Source organism: Azospirillum terrae (genome assembly GCF_053470425.1).
On sequence record NZ_JBPXMR010000010.1, the window covers coordinates 156,867 to 170,930 of the forward strand.

At 68.6% G+C, this 14,064-nt stretch carries 11 protein-coding genes; 7 read left to right on the forward strand and 4 right to left on the reverse strand.

Going from position 1 to position 14,064, the window contains the following annotated elements:
- Nucleotides 1–59 precede the first annotated feature (59 nt).
- The 4 genes from ACSVDD_RS22535 to ACSVDD_RS22550 all read left to right on the forward strand — a co-directional run bounded on the left by ACSVDD_RS22535 (nt 60) and on the right by ACSVDD_RS22550 (nt 5,805).
- The gene (locus ACSVDD_RS22535) at nt 60–629 is read left to right on the forward strand and encodes a sigma-70 family RNA polymerase sigma factor (RefSeq protein ID WP_448191644.1); all 570 of its coding nucleotides are present in this window, start codon (nt 60–62) and stop codon (nt 627–629) included.
- A complete protein-coding gene (locus tag ACSVDD_RS22540) occupies nt 619–1,425 on the forward strand; it encodes an anti-sigma factor family protein (protein ID WP_448191645.1) in 807 nt (268 codons plus the stop codon). Before ACSVDD_RS22535 ends, ACSVDD_RS22540 begins: the two co-directional genes overlap by 11 nt.
- Nucleotides 1,426–1,486: 61 nt before the next feature.
- Complete coding sequence (locus tag ACSVDD_RS22545; RefSeq protein ID WP_448191646.1) at nt 1,487–2,656, forward strand: efflux RND transporter periplasmic adaptor subunit; 1,170 nt, start codon at nt 1,487–1,489, stop codon at nt 2,654–2,656.
- A 5-nt stretch (nt 2,657–2,661) separates the two neighbouring features.
- Nucleotides 2,662–5,805: an efflux RND transporter permease subunit gene (locus ACSVDD_RS22550; protein WP_448191647.1), complete on the forward strand. Its 3,144-nt coding sequence runs from the start codon at nt 2,662–2,664 to the stop codon at nt 5,803–5,805.
- 6 nt (nt 5,806–5,811) lie between these two features.
- Here ACSVDD_RS22550 and fghA read toward each other — a convergent pair whose 3' ends face one another.
- From fghA to ACSVDD_RS22565, 3 genes are all read right to left on the reverse strand, one after another.
- Nucleotides 5,812–6,666 carry an S-formylglutathione hydrolase gene (gene fghA, locus ACSVDD_RS22555; RefSeq protein ID WP_448191648.1) on the reverse strand — a complete coding sequence of 285 codons (855 nt, stop codon included), beginning with the start codon at nt 6,664–6,666 and terminating at the stop codon, nt 5,812–5,814.
- Nucleotides 6,666–7,775, reverse strand: a complete 1,110-nt coding sequence (locus tag ACSVDD_RS22560) for an S-(hydroxymethyl)glutathione dehydrogenase/class III alcohol dehydrogenase (RefSeq protein WP_448191649.1) — start codon at nt 7,773–7,775, stop codon at nt 6,666–6,668. Before ACSVDD_RS22560 ends, fghA begins: the two co-directional genes overlap by 1 nt.
- A 67-nt stretch (nt 7,776–7,842) precedes the next feature.
- Nucleotides 7,843–8,028 (reverse strand): hypothetical protein, encoded by a 186-nt coding sequence (locus ACSVDD_RS22565; RefSeq protein ID WP_448191650.1) that lies wholly within the window; start codon nt 8,026–8,028, stop codon nt 7,843–7,845.
- A 478-nt stretch (nt 8,029–8,506) separates the two neighbouring features.
- Here ACSVDD_RS22565 and ACSVDD_RS22570 point away from each other — a divergent pair, with 478 nt between their 5' ends.
- On the forward strand, nt 8,507–9,886 hold the full coding sequence (locus ACSVDD_RS22570) for a ribonuclease J (protein WP_448191651.1): 1,380 nt from the start codon (nt 8,507–8,509) through the stop codon (nt 9,884–9,886).
- Nucleotides 9,887–10,220: 334 nt separating this feature from the next.
- Here ACSVDD_RS22570 and ACSVDD_RS22575 read toward each other — a convergent pair whose 3' ends face one another.
- Complete coding sequence (locus tag ACSVDD_RS22575; RefSeq protein WP_448191652.1) at nt 10,221–10,610, reverse strand: hypothetical protein; 390 nt, start codon at nt 10,608–10,610, stop codon at nt 10,221–10,223.
- 151 nt (nt 10,611–10,761) lie between these two features.
- Here ACSVDD_RS22575 and sciP point away from each other — a divergent pair, with 151 nt between their 5' ends.
- Both sciP and recD2 read left to right on the forward strand, forming a co-directional pair.
- On the forward strand, nt 10,762–11,004 hold the full coding sequence (gene sciP / locus ACSVDD_RS22580; RefSeq protein ID WP_448191653.1) for a CtrA inhibitor SciP: 243 nt from the start codon (nt 10,762–10,764) through the stop codon (nt 11,002–11,004).
- Between the two features lie 243 nt (nt 11,005–11,247).
- Entirely contained in the window at nt 11,248–13,506 is a 2,259-nt protein-coding gene (gene recD2 / locus ACSVDD_RS22585) for an SF1B family DNA helicase RecD2 (RefSeq protein WP_448191654.1), read from the forward strand.
- Nucleotides 13,507–14,064: the final 558 nt, after the last annotated feature.

Sequence of the window (14,064 nt, forward strand, 5' to 3'; positions counted from 1 at the left end):
CTGTTTTCGGTACGACCCGGCATGGGCGCCGTACCGCCACGCAGACCGAGGGGCCGCCCTTGCCGGACCGCAGCCAGACGACACGCTTCGAAGAGACCGTCCTGCCGCACCTCGACGCCGCGTACAATCTGGCGCGCTGGCTCACCCGCAACCATCACGATGCGGAGGACGTGATGCAGGACGCCTTCCTGCGCGCCTACCGGTTCTTCGGCGGCTGCCGTCCGGGTGACGTCCGGCCGTGGCTGCTGCGCATCGTGCGCAACGCCGCGTACGACTGGCTGCGCGCCAATCGCCCGGCGGAGGTGCGCGGCTTCGCCGACCTCGATCCCGGTGACCCGGACGGCGCTGCCTGCGTCGAAGACGCCTTCCACGACCCGCCCGACGACCCGGAAACCCTGGTGCTGAAGGAGGCGGAGCGCCGGCTCATCAACCGTCTGATCGCCGATCTGCCGGTCGAGTACCGCGAGGCGATCGTTCTGCGCGAACTGGAAGACCTGTCCTATCGCGAGATCGCCGAGATCGCCGGCGTGCCGATGGGAACCGTCATGTCGCGTCTGTCGCGGGCGCGGCGCCTGCTCCAGACCGCATGGACCGAGGCGAACGCTGCGGAGGCCGGTCGTGGATTGTAGGGAAACCCGGCACCTGATCGACGCCGGCATCGACGGCGAACTCGATCTCACCACCCAACTCGCGGTGGAGGCCCACCTCGCCGGTTGCGACGCCTGCCGGGCCGCCGACACCGGGCGCCGGGCGCTCGTCCACCGCGTGCGGGCGGGCGCCGAGACCTTCGCGGCGCCCGATGCTCTGCGCCGGCGCCTGCTCGCGTCGCTTCCTGGGGCGGAACCGGAAAAAGCGGAACCGGAACGGGCGGGACCGCCGCCGGTGCCGTGGAACCGGTCCTGGTCCTTGTCCTGGTCCTGGGCGTGGCTGACCGGCGGCCTGTCTCTGGCGTCGGCGGCGCTGGCGATGGGGCTGACGCTGGCCGTCGTGCTGCCCGGCCGCGGCGACGGGCCGGTGCCGGAGCTTGTCGCCGCGCACGTGCGCTCGCTGATGGCCGATCACCTGACCGATGTCGCCTCGTCCGACCGGCACACGGTCAAGCCCTGGTTCAACGGCCGCATCGACGTCTCGCCGCCGGTGCCGGATCTGGCGGAGCACGGCTTCCCGCTGGTCGGCGGCCGGCTCGACTATGTCGCCGAGCGTCCGGTGGCGGCGCTGGTCTACCGGCGTGGCCGGCACGTCATCAACCTGTTCGTCCGGGCCGACCCGGCGGCCGAGGCCGGCACCCCGAGCCTTGCCGAGCGGCACGGCTACAATCTGCTGCGCTGGAGCCAGCCCGGCCTCGTCGTCTGGGCGGTGTCGGACCTCAATCGCGAGGAGCTGGAGAGCTTCGCGCGGCTGTGGTCGAGCGCAGCCGCACCGTAAGATCCGGGAGCACAACAGGGGGCCGGGCTGTTGAGCGCTGGACGCTTGCGGAGATCCAGCCATGCCCCCGTTCCGCCTTTCCCTCGCCACCCTATGCGCTCTGCTGCTGGGTGCGGCGGCGGCCATCGCGCAGCAACCGCCGGGCGGGCCGCCGCCCACGGTGACGACGGCCCCGGTCGAGAACCGCGACGTGGCGCCGGCCTCGACGTTCATCGGGCGGGTCACGGCCATCCAGTCTTTCGACGCGCGGGCGCGCGTCGAAGGGGCGCTCGAACAGGTGGCGTTCCACGAGGGCCAGGACGTCCGTCCGGGCGACCTGCTGTACGCCATCGAGCAGGGGCCGTACCAAGCCGCTCTCGACAGCGCCAAGGCACAGCTCGCCAGCGCCGAGGCCAAGGTGCGCGAGGCCGAACGTGCCTACGCCCGCGCCGAGGAGCTGCGCCAGCGCGGCAACGTCTCCCAGGCAACGCTCGATCAGGCGCTGGCCGACCGCGACGCGGCGCAGGCGCAGGGCATGATCGCGCAGGCGCAGATCCGCACGGCCGAACTGAATCTCGGTTACACGCGCATTTCCAGCCCCATCGCCGGGCGCGTCGGCGCCACCGCGGTTACGCAGGGCAACCTCGTCAACCCGGCGACGGGCGTGCTGGCGACGGTGGTGCAGCTCGATCCGATCCGGGTAGTCTTCTCGGTCAGCGAACGCGACCTGTTGGCGACGCAACGCCAGCTTGGCATCCAGTCGCCGGCCGAGGCGGTGGACAGGTTCATCCCCACCTTGCGCTTTTCCGACGGGTCCGAGTACCCGGAGACCGGCCGGCTCGAGTTCGTCGACAACCGCATCGACCCGCAAACCGGCACCATCGGCATCCGCGCCCTGTTCCCCAATCCGCAACGCCTGCTGCTGCCCGGCCAGTACGTCAGCATCCTGATCCGCCGCGATCAGGCCGAGCAGCGCCCGGTGGTCCCTGTCGCCGCCGTGCAGCAGGACCAGCAGGGCCGCTATGTGCTGGTGCTGGACGAGAACAACCGCATCCAGCAGCGCCGCATCGAGGCCGGCCAGCAGATCGAGCAGGTGCTGGTGGTCGAGAAGGGATTGAGCCCCGGTGAGACCGTGGTGGTGGACGGTGCGCAGAAGGCGCGGCCGGGCATGGTTGTGCAGCCGGTGCCGGCCGTGCAGACCGCCGAGAGGCCGGCGAACGAACCTTCGAACAGCAACCGGGCGAAGGACTGACTCCGATGTTCTCCGCCCTGTTCATCCGGCGCCCGAACCTCGCCATCGTCATCGCGGTGGTCACCCTGATCGCCGGCTTGCTGGCGCTGCTCGCCATTCCCGTGGCGCAGTACCCGCCGATCTCCCCGCCCTCCGTCCAGGTCTCCGCCACCTATCCCGGCGCCAGCGCCCAGGTGGTGGCCGACAGCGTCGCCGCCCCCATCGAGGCGCAGGTGAACGGGGTGGAGGGCATGCTGTACATGGCCTCGACCAGCACCGACACCGGCGCCTATTCGCTGACCGTCACCTTCGCACCCGGCACCGACCCGGACATCGCCGCCGTCAACGTGCAGAACCGCATGTCGCTGGCCACCGCGACCCTGCCGGCGGAGGTCAGCCGCCAGGGTGTCACCGTGCGACGGGCGTCCACCAACATGCTGATGGCGGTGAACCTGTACTCGCCGGACAATCGGTACGATTCGATCTACATCTCCAACTACGCCAGCATCAACGTGCGTGACGCCATCGCGCGGGTGCCGGGCGTCGGCGACGCCCAGGTGCTGGGGGCGCTGAACTACAGCATGCGCATCTGGATGGACCCGGACCGCATGACGGCGCTGGGCATCGCCGCGTCCGACGTGGTGGCCGCCATCCAGCAGCAGAACATCCAGGCCTCGGCCGGGCAGATCGGCGCCCCGCCGGTGGACGGCGGCCAGCAGCAGCAACTGACCATCATCGCCCGCGGGCGGCTCGACGACCCGCGGCAGTTCTCCGACATCATCGTCCGCACCAACGAGAACGGCGGCCTCGTGCGGCTCGGCGACGTGGCGCGGGTGGAGTTGGGCGCCCAGACCTACACCTCGTCGTCCAAGCTGAACGGCTCGCCCGCGGCGACGCTGGTGATCTATCAGTCGCCGGGCGCCAACGCGCTGGACGTCGCCACCGCGGCGCGCGCCGAGCTGGACCGCCTGTCGCAGCGCTTCCCGGAGGGCATCGCCTACGCGGTGGTCTTCAACACCACCAACTTCGTCACCGCGACCATCGAAGAGATCGTCCTGACGCTGGGCATCACCTTTTTGCTGGTGGTCGCCGTCATCTATGTGTTCCTCCAGGACTGGCGCGCCACGCTGATCCCGACGCTGGCGATTCCCGTGTCGATCATCGGCGTCTTCGCGGTGCTGCTGGCGCTGGGCTACAGCGCCAACACGATCACGTTGTTCGCCCTGATCCTCGCCATCGGCCTCGTGGTGGATGACGCCATCGTGGTGGTGGAGAACGTCCGCCGCGTGATGGAGGAGCACCCCGAGCTGTCCGCCCCCGAAGCGGCGCGGGTCGCCATGCAGCAGGTGAGCGGCGCCATCGTCGCGTCCACCCTGGTGCTGGCTGCGGTGTTCATTCCGGTGGCGTTCCTGCCTGGCATCACCGGGCAGCTCTACCGGCAATTCGCGGTGACCATCTCCGCGTCGTTCATCATCTCCGGCATCAACTCGCTCACATTGAGCCCGGCGCTGTGCGGCCTGCTGCTGCGCCCGCCCGGCCGCCCCTGGCGCCCCTTGGAGGCGTTCAACAGCGGGTTGGAGAGAGTGCGCGGCGGTTATACCGGGCTGGTCGAGCGGCTGGGGCGGCGCCTCATCGTCGGGCTGGTCGCCTTCGCGGCACTGACCGCGGGTGCGTTCGTGCTGCTGCGCGCCCTGCCCACCGCCTTCCTGCCGGCGGAGGACCAGGGCTATTTCTTCGTCAACGTGCAGCTTCCCAGCGCCGCCGCGCTCACCCGCACCGAGCCGGTGATGACCCGCGTCGCCGCCATGGTGAAGGAGACGCCCGGCGTGGCCGACACCATCGCCGTGACCGGCTACAGCATCCTCAGCGGCCAGGCCTCCAACGTCGGCCTGATCATCGCCGCGCTGAAGCCGTGGGCGGAGCGCAACTCCGACCAGACGGTGGACGCCATCCTCAATCGCCTGCGCCCGCGCTTCGCCGCCGAGCCGCAGGCCACCATCGTCGCCTTCAACCCGCCGTCGATCCCCGGCCTGGGCGCCACCGGCGGCTTCGATCTGCGCGTCCAGGCGACCGGCGGCCAGCCGCCGCAGGAACTGGGCGCCGCGCTGCGCGGCCTGCTGTTCGCCGCCAACCAGGACCCGGCCTTGCGCGCGGTGTTCAGCACCTACAACGCCGACGTGCCGCACCTGTTCGTCGATCTGGACCGCACGCGGGCGTCGCTGCTCGGCGTCACGCCGGGCGACGTGTTCACCACGCTCCAGGCGCATCTGGGCTCGGTCTATGTCAATGACTTCAACCTCTATGGCCGCGTCTTCCAGGTGAAGGTGCAGGATTCCGCCAACTACCGCGACACGGAACAGGCGATCCAGCAGCTCTACGTCCGCAGCCGGACCGGCGAGATGGTGCCGCTGCGCAGTCTGGTGACCGTGCGCACGACGCCGGCCCCGGACAGCATCACCCGCTACAACCAGTTCCTTTCGGCCTCGGTGAACGGCCAGGGCGCCCCCGGCGCCAGCTCCGGCCAGGCGCTCACCGCCATGCAGGAGGTGGCGAACCGCACGCTGCCGGCCGGCTACGCCACGGAGTGGACCGGGCTGTCCTACCAGGAGAGCCGGGTCGGCAACCAGGGCATCATGGTCTTCGCTCTGGCGATCCTGTTCGGCTACCTGTTCCTGGTGGCGCAGTACGAGGACTGGCTGATCCCGCTGGCGGTCCTGCTGTCGGTGGCGGTGGCGGTGCTGGGAGCCGGCGTAGCGCTGTGGCTCACCGGCATTCCCGACGACGTGTACGCGCAGATCGGCCTGGTCCTGCTGGTCGGGCTGGCGGCGAAGAACGCCATCCTGATCGTCGAGTTCGCCCGCGAGCAGCGCGCGGCCGGCCACCCCATCGTCGAGGCGGCGGTGACCGGCGCGCGCCAGCGCTTCCGCGCCGTGCTGATGACCGCCTTCGCGTTCATCCTCGGCACCGTGCCGCTGCTGGTGGCGACCGGGGCGGGGGCGGCCAGCCGGCGTTCCATCGGCACGACGGTGTTCGGCGGCATGGTGGCGGCGACGGTGGTCGGCATCGTCTTCGTGCCGATCCTGTTCGTCGCCTTCCAGCACCTCACCGAACGCCTGCACCGCCGCCCGGCCGCGGCACCCCCAACCACGTCGCCACACCCGGCGGAGTGAGGGAGGTTATGCGGTCAGCAACCGCGCGTGGTGGGCGATGTGGTCGCCGACGAAGCTGGCGATGAAATAATAGCTGTGGTCGTAGCCGGGCTGCCGGCGCAGCGTCAGCGGAATGCCCGCCGCGCGGCAGGCCTCCTCGAACAGTTCGGGCTTCAGCTGGGTGTCGAGGAACTCGTCGGCGGTGCCCTGGTCGATGAGGATCGGCGCCCGCCACGGCGATTCCGCGGCCAGCGCCGTGGCATCGTACGCCAGCCACGCCTCAGAGCGCGGCCCGAGGTAACGGCCGAGCGCCTTCTCGCCCCACGGCACCCGCGACGGCGCCACGATGGGCGAGAACGCCGACACCGAGCGATACCGGCTGGGGTTGCGCAGCGCGCAGACCAGCGCCCCGTGTCCGCCCATGGAATGGCCGAAGATCCCCTGCCGCCCCATGTCCGCCTCGGGGATCGTCCGCGCCACCCAGTCCGGCAGTTCCTCGGTCACATAGCGGTACATGCGGTAGTGCGCCGACCACGGCGCCTGCGTCGCGTCCACATAGAACCCGGCGCCCGAGCCGAAATCATAGCTCTCGTGCTCGCCGGGCAGATCGAGCCCGCGCGGGCTGGTGTCCGGCGCCACCAGGATCACCCCATGCTCGGCGGCATAGCGCTGCGCCCCGGCCTTGGCGGTGAAGTTCTCCCAGGTGCAGGTCAGGCCCGAGAGGTAGGTCAGCACCGGGCACGGCCCGCGCTCGGCCTGCGGCGGCAGGTAGACCGCGAGTTCCATGGGCGTGCCGGTGGCGTCGGACTGGTGGCGGTACACCGCCTGCGTGCCGCCGAAGCACGCGTGCTTCTTCAGCAACTCTGTCATCAGCCCGGCCATCAGAAGGTCACCACCGTGCGGATGGATTCACCCTTGTGCATCAAGTCGAAGGCGTCGTTGATCCGATCCAGCGGGACGACGTGGGTGATCAGGTCGTCGATGTTGATCAGCCCGTCCATGTACCAGTCGACGATGCGCGGCACGTCCGTCCGCCCGCGCGCCCCGCCGAAGGCCGAGCCCTTCCACACCCGCCCGGTGACCAGCTGGAACGGCCGCGTCGTGATCTCCGCCCCCGAAGGAGCCACGCCGATGATCACGGACACGCCCCAGCCCTTGTGGCAGCACTCCAGCGCCTGACGCATCAGCGTCGTGTTGCCGACGCACTCGAAACTGTAATCCGCCCCGCCCTTGGTCAGCGACACCAGATAGGGCACCAGATCGCCCTCGACCTCCTTCGGATTGACGAAGTGCGTCATGCCGAATTTCTCGGCCATGGCGCGGCGCTCGGGGTTGATGTCGACGCCGACGATCATCTCCGCGCCGACCATGCGCGCACCCTGGATGACGTTCAGGCCGATGCCGCCCAGCCCGAACACCACCACCCGCGCGCCCGCGTGCACCTTTGCGGTGTTGATCACCGCGCCGATGCCGGTGGTGACGCCGCAGCCGATGTAGCAGACCTTGTCGAACGGCGCGTCCTCGCGGATCTTCGCCAGCGCGATCTCCGGCACCACGGTGTAGTTGGCGAAGGTGGACGTGCCCATGTAGTGCCACACCGGCTTCCCGCCGACGCTGAACCGGCTGGACCCGTCGGGCATGACGCCGCGCCCCTGCGTCTCGCGGATCGCTTGGCAGAGGTTGGTCTTCTGGCTCAGGCAGTACTCGCACTGCCGGCATTCCGGGGTGTACAGCGGGATGACGTGATCCCCTTTGCGCAGGCTGGTGACGCCCGGCCCGACCTCCACCACCACGCCCGCCCCCTCGTGCCCGAGGATGCAGGGGAAGCGCCCTTCGCTGTCCAGGCCGGACAGCGTGTAGGCGTCGGTGTGGCAGACGCCGGTGGCCTTGATCTCCACCAGCACCTCGCCGGCCCGCGGCCCTTCGAGGGTCACCGTTTCGATGCTCAGCGGCTTCTTGGCCTCGAAGGCGACCGCGGCGCGCACGTCCATGCTGCTTCCCCCTGATTGCAGTGTTCAGTTGGCTGTAAACATTGCGCGTGTGCGCCGCACTGTCCAGTCAGCCCGCGCCGCCGTCGCTGGAGGTGTTCGGCTCCTCGGCGCGGCGGCGCAGCTCGTCGGCGGTCAGCCCGGCGGGGGTGGCGCCATCCAGCGTGCCGTCGCCGGGCGTGCGGTCGGGGTCCTGGCGCTGGTCGCCGGGCTTGCCAGCGGGCTTTTCCGGGGGCATTTCGGTCTTCTCGGCCATGCGGGGGCTCCCTTGTCGGTTTCCCATTCTCAACACCGGCACGGGAAAGTTCGGCACGCGGCTTGAAATATTTGTTCGCAAGTGTTACATGTGACCCTGTCGCGGCGAGAAACGCCCGCGACGGACTTCCTCATCCAGACACCAATTCGGATTGGCAACGCCCTTTTGGTTTCCTTTTGGGCGGCGTGCCCTCCCCCTTCTCTCCGGCCCGGTGTGGTCAGGCCGCCTCGATCACTCCCGCGATCCTGGCGCCGGTTCCCGACCTGGAGAGATCCCTCTTTCGCATCGATGAGCGATGCACGCCCGTCCGGCAGCGTTGAATGCCGGCATGCAACAACGTCGAGAGTGAATGACCTTCGAACCGAAGCGGCGCCGTAGAGCGCCGAATGGACCCGTGCGCCCGCAGACCGCGGCACACGGAGGCAACATACTGCCGCCGACCGCTACCTCTACCCCCAGCCGGCGCCCGCGCGGCCCGGTGCCCGGCAACGACGAGATCCTGTTCCTTCCCCTGGGCGGCTGCTCGCGCATCGGCATGAACATGGCGCTGTACGGTCACGCCGGGAAATGGCTGATCGTCGACGCTGGCGTCGCCTTCATGGGCGACGAGGCGCCGGGCATCGACGCCATCCTCGCCGATCCGACCTTTATCGAGGAGCGGATGGCCGACGTCGTGGGCCTTGTGGTCACCCACGCGCACGAGGATCACATCGGCGCCATCCACCATCTCTGGCCGCGCCTGCGCTGCCCGATCTACGCCAGCCCCTTCGCCTCGCACGTCATCCGCGAGCGCCTGAAGGAGACCGGCGCGCTTCGCGACGTCACCCTGCGCACCTTCAACATCGGCGACACGCTGGATCTCCGCCCGTTCAAGGTGCAGAGCATCGCGGTGACGCACTCGATCCCCGAGCCGATGTCGCTGGCGATCCGCACGGCCGCCGGCACGGTGCTGCACACCGGCGACTGGAAGTTCGACCCCGACCCGCTGCTCGGCCGCACGGCCGACTTCGCCGCCTTCAAGCGTCTCGGCGATGAGGGGCTGCTGGCGATGATGTGCGACAGCACCAACGCCGACGTCGATGGCTCCACCGGTTCCGAGGCCCAGGCCCAGGCTGGCCTGATGGAAGCGTTCGCCGGCCGCAGTGGGGCCATCGCGGTGACCGGCTTCGCGTCCAACGTGGCACGCATGAAGGCGGTGGCCCTGGCGGCGAAGGCGCACGACCGCAAGGTGGTGCTGGCCGGCCGTTCCATGCTGCGCATGGAAAAGGCGGCGCGCACCTGCGGTTTCCTGGACGACATGCCGCCGTTCCTCAGCGTGCAGGAGGCCTCCTGGACCGACCGCCGCAATCTGGTTCTGCTGTGCACCGGCAGCCAGGGCGAGGAGCGCGCGGCCCTGAGCCGTATCGCCCGCAACGACCACCGCGACCTGTGGCTTCAGCACGGCGACACGGCGATCTTCTCGGCCCGCGCGATTCCGGGTAACGAGGAGGGCATTGGCGCCGTGCAAGACCATTTGCGCGCCATGGGCGTCGAGGTCATCACCCCGGCCGACGCGCCGGTCCACGTCTCGGGCCATCCGAAGCGGGACGATCTGCGCCGCATGTACGACCTCGTCCGCCCGCGCTTTGCGGTGCCCGTGCACGGCACCATCACCCACCTGGAGGCGCACGCCCGTCTGGCCCGCGAGTGCGGTGTCGAGCGCGCGCTGGTGCCGGAGGATGGCGACATCGTCCGCTTGTCCGCGGAGGGTACGGCGGTGGTCGGCCACATCGAGGCCAAGCGCCTTGCCAACGACGGGCGGAACCTTTTGGCCTGGGATGAGTCGATGCTGGACGAGGCGGCTCTGCTCGCCGCCTGAACTGGCGAGTGGAGAACGCTGAAATCGGACGCTTGACTTCGGGTCGCGGTTGTCGCAGGCTATCAATCAGACGGAACAAAGACTGAGGTCGATGGGAAATCTGAAAAGCCAAGAACTGGTTCCCGGTCATCCGGCCGGTGAATACTGTAAGGCCGTAGCTTGGAGGGTGAGTAGTATCATGACTCCACCGCAGCTTACTTGGTGACATCGTTCTCTTGTGAACGACTGAATAGAATTACACGTCCGATGGGACGTTAGGAACGCGGAGTCCTTAGACAATCCGCAGAAAGCCCCCGCCGATTTGCGGGGGCTTTCGTCGTTTCGGCGTACTCTTTCAGGCCAGATCGTCCATGGCCTGCTCGACCGATGGGTACAGCGCCTCGACCAGCGAGCCGTCGGCCCGCACCGGCGCCCGCAGCAGCCCCGCGGCCTCGATGGCCTGGGCCAGGGTGAGGCCCGACACCTCCACGAAGCCGCCCGCGTCGCCGTAGCAGCCGACGATCCAGTCCTTCGCCTGGGGATCGCCGTCCAACTCGTTGTTGGCGGAGATCATTACGTGCGCCTCGTGATCCGACGCGCGGAACCACGCCATGCAGCCGTCGCCGGTGTCCAGCGCCTTGAACGCCGCATCGGTCAGCGCCTCGCGCACCGCCGGCCGGACACCCAGCGCCTGGGCATCGACGGGGTGTGCGTGTTCGCCGGAGCCGGTTGCCGCATCGTCCATCCGTCCCCCCTCATTTTTCGGTCTGCCCCAAACTGGTAACAGCCGACGGCCGGCAAACCGCCATGTTGCCGGCGGATTCCCCGGCGCCGGTCATCTTTCAGAAAGGAGTAATCCCTACAAAAGGGGCAGAATTACCACCTTTGGACCGAGCATGAGGATCACCGACCTGACGCTGGCGACGCTGCCGGCCCCCGATACGCGGCGCTGGGTGTCCAGCCGCAAGCAAGCCGTCGTGCTGGCGGTGCGCACCGGGCTCATCACCATGACCGAGGCGTGCGAGCGCTACAGCCTGTCGGTCGAGGAATTCCTGTCGTGGGACGCGCTGTTCTCGCGCGGCGGCCGCAAGGCGCTGCGGGTGACCAAACTCCAGGACTTTCGCGAAGGCGCCACCTGAGGCGGTCTGCGCGCTTGCTCTCGCCGGCCGGTCGCTCTCGGATTGAATTCTTCGTTGGAGAGGCGCGCCCGCACGATGCCGAGCGGATGAGACGCTTGGCAAAAATGCGTTTCATAGCGTTTCACTCCGTCTCATCCACCGCATAAAAAGCCCTGCCGGCCGTATCGTACGGCCGGCAGGGCTTTCGTCGAGCCTGCGTCAATGCAACTTGCCACGGTTCGTTTCGAGCCGCCGTGCGCCTATATGACGGGCACGCAGACCTCGTTCGAACCCATGGCCACCATCGTCCCTGAACACTCCGAACGCGACAGCGTCGCCGGCTCCGTCGAGCGGGTCACATTCCACAACGCCGAAACCGGTTTCTGCGTGCTGCGAGTCAAGGCGCGCGGCCGGCGCGACCCGCTGACGGTGGTCGGGCGGGCGGCGGCCATCGCGCCGGGCGAGACGATCCAGGCCGCCGGCCAGTGGGTGAACGACCGCACGCACGGTGTGCAGTTCCAGGCGGAAACCCTCCACGCCGCACCGCCGGCCTCCGTGGAGGGCATCGAGAAGTACCTCGCCTCCGGGCTGATGCGCGGCATCGGGCCGGTCTACGCGCGCAAACTTATCCAGGCGTTCGGCGACGACGTCTTCCATGTGATCGAGAACGCCCCGGAGCGCCTGCGCAAGGTGGCCGGTATCGGCCCGGAGCGGGCGAAGCAGATCGTCGAGGGGTGGCGGGAACAGCGGGCCATCCGCGGCATCATGGTCTTCCTGCACGAGCACGGCGTCGGCACGGCGCGGGCCGTGCGCATCTACCGTCTTTATGGTGCCGACGCGATCCGGCTGATTTCGGAGAACCCGTACCGGCTCGCCAAGGACGTTCGCGGCATCGGCTTTCTGTCCGCCGACACCATCGCGCAGAAGTTCGGCATCGCGCGCGACGGGTTGCTCCGCGTTCGGGCCGGGTTGTCGCACGTGCTGACCGAGGCCATGGGGGAGGGGCACTGCGGGCTGCCGCGGAGCGCGCTGATCGAGGCGGCCGTCGAACTCCTCGGCGTCGACGCCGGCCTCGTCGAAAGCGCGATCCGGGAGGAGGCCGCGGACGGCGTGCTGATCGAGGACACCCTTGCCGGCGAGCCGGCGGTGTTCCTGGGCTGGCTGTTCCACTCCGAGCGCAACATCGCGGAGCGCATCACGGCGCTGGCCGGCGGTCCCCTGCCGTGGGGCGCCATCGATGCCGAGCGGGCGATCCCCTGGGTCGAGGCGAAGGCCGGCATCACGCTCGCCCCCAGCCAAGTGGCCGCCCTGCGGCGAGCCCTGGCCTCGAAGGTGCTGGTGGTCACCGGCGGCCCGGGCGTCGGCAAGACCACGCTGGTCAACAGCATCATCAAGATCCTCGGGGCGAAGGGCGTGCGCCTGCTGCTGGCGGCGCCGACCGGGCGCGCGGCCAAGCGCATGACCGAAGCGACCGGCATCGAGGCGAAGACGCTGCACCGCCTGCTGGAGATCGACAGCCGCACCGGCGGCTTCAAGCGTGGTGGGGACAACCCGCTGGAGGGCGATCTGCTGGTCGTGGACGAAACCTCGATGGTTGATGTCCCGCTCATGTACGCCCTGGTGCGCGCCGTGCCGTCCACCATGGCGCTGCTGCTGGTGGGCGATGTCGACCAGCTTCCCAGCGTCGGGCCGGGGCGGGTGCTGGGCGATCTCATCGACGGCGGCTTGGCGCCGGTGGTGCGGCTGACCGAGGTGTTCCGTCAGGCGGCCACCAGCCGCATCATCACCAACGCGCATCGGATCAACGCCGGCCAGTTGCCCGATGTACCCAAGAAGGGCGACGCCAGCGACTTCTATTGGATCGACGCGCCGTCCCCGCAGGGCGCCGCGCGGGCCGTCATCGACGTTGTTGCCCGGCACCTGCCGCAACGTCTGAAGTGCGATCCGATCCACGATGTTCAGGTGCTCTGCCCGATGAACGCCGGTGCGGTGGGGGCACGCGCGCTGAACGCCGAACTGCAAAAGGCGCTCAACCCGCCGTCGGGGGAGCGGGCCGAGCGCTTCGGCACGGTCTTCGGCGGCGGCGACAAGGTGATGCAGGTCGTCAACAATTATGACAAGGAGGTCTTCAACGGTGACATCGGACGGGTGGACTCCATCGACTTCGAGCGGAGCGAGCTGACGATCTGCTTCGACGAGCGTCTGGTGCTGTACCGGTTCGACGAGTTGGACGAACTCGTCCTGGCCTACGCCACGACGATTCACAAGAGCCAGGGCTCGGAGTACCCGGTCGTCGTCATTCCGTTGGTGTTGCAGCATCGGATCATGCTGCACCGGAACCTGCTGTACACCGGCGTCACGCGCGGCAAGCGTCTGGTCATTTTGGTGGGCGACAAGCGGGCCTGCGCCATGGCCGTTTGGGGAACCCAGACCAAGCCCCGCCACACCAAGCTCAAGGAGTGGGGGATATCGCCGCCGAGAACCGAAAAAGGTCTGGACAGGGGATCGGGAGATCCAATATAAGCCGCCTCCCCGTTGATGCGACAGGCGAGCCGGTGCGGCGCAGCAAAAGTGTTTGCTGCACAACACAAGGTAATGTTCAGTCGTCCAACGGATCTCAGAGCAAAGTTGGAACAGCCAACGTTCGGTAATGAGGTTCTGCCAATCAGGCGGATACTCACTATCCACTCGGCTGCTTTGCATGTTCTGGGATGCAGGCCACAGCTTGGCGGTATCGCCCGGCACGGTCGGCGAAAAAACGGCGCCGGTTCAAATTTCTTCTTGACGGTGCTGCGGTGAGCGACTAGGTTCTGGCCATCGAGACGGGGCGCGCTGCTCCGGCCCGGTTCTCCCAGACAGGAGCGACGATCGAGGGTCCGCCGGTGGCGGGCCGTTTGGTGACGGCGCTTCGTCGCATCCCCTCGGGGGTGCCCGGATCTTTGACAAACGAATACCGAAAAGAGAAGGGATGCGCAGGCGGTCGGCTTTGCGGGTCGGGGTTCTCGGGTTTCAGAGGACACGGCACAATCGCAAGGATCGATCGGAGCGCATCCGACAAGCCAAGCAAGAGACGAACAGAAT

Excerpts from the sequence above, each read along its gene's own strand:
- ACSVDD_RS22545 (WP_448191646.1), top strand. The coding sequence starts at position 1,487 with ATGCCCCCGTTCCGCCTTTCCCTCGCCACCCTATGCGCTCTGCTGCTG.
- ACSVDD_RS22550 (WP_448191647.1), top strand. The coding sequence starts at position 2,662 with ATGTTCTCCGCCCTGTTCATCCGGCGCCCGAACCTCGCCATCGTCATC.
- fghA (WP_448191648.1), bottom strand. The coding sequence starts at position 6,666 with ATGGCCGGGCTGATGACAGAGTTGCTGAAGAAGCACGCGTGCTTCGGC.
- ACSVDD_RS22560 (WP_448191649.1), bottom strand. The coding sequence starts at position 7,775 with ATGGACGTGCGCGCCGCGGTCGCCTTCGAGGCCAAGAAGCCGCTGAGC.
- ACSVDD_RS22565 (WP_448191650.1), bottom strand. The coding sequence starts at position 8,028 with ATGGCCGAGAAGACCGAAATGCCCCCGGAAAAGCCCGCTGGCAAGCCC.
- ACSVDD_RS22575 (WP_448191652.1), bottom strand. The coding sequence starts at position 10,610 with ATGGACGATGCGGCAACCGGCTCCGGCGAACACGCACACCCCGTCGAT.
- sciP (WP_448191653.1), top strand. The coding sequence starts at position 10,762 with ATGAGGATCACCGACCTGACGCTGGCGACGCTGCCGGCCCCCGATACG.
- recD2 (WP_448191654.1), top strand. The coding sequence starts at position 11,248 with ATGACGGGCACGCAGACCTCGTTCGAACCCATGGCCACCATCGTCCCT.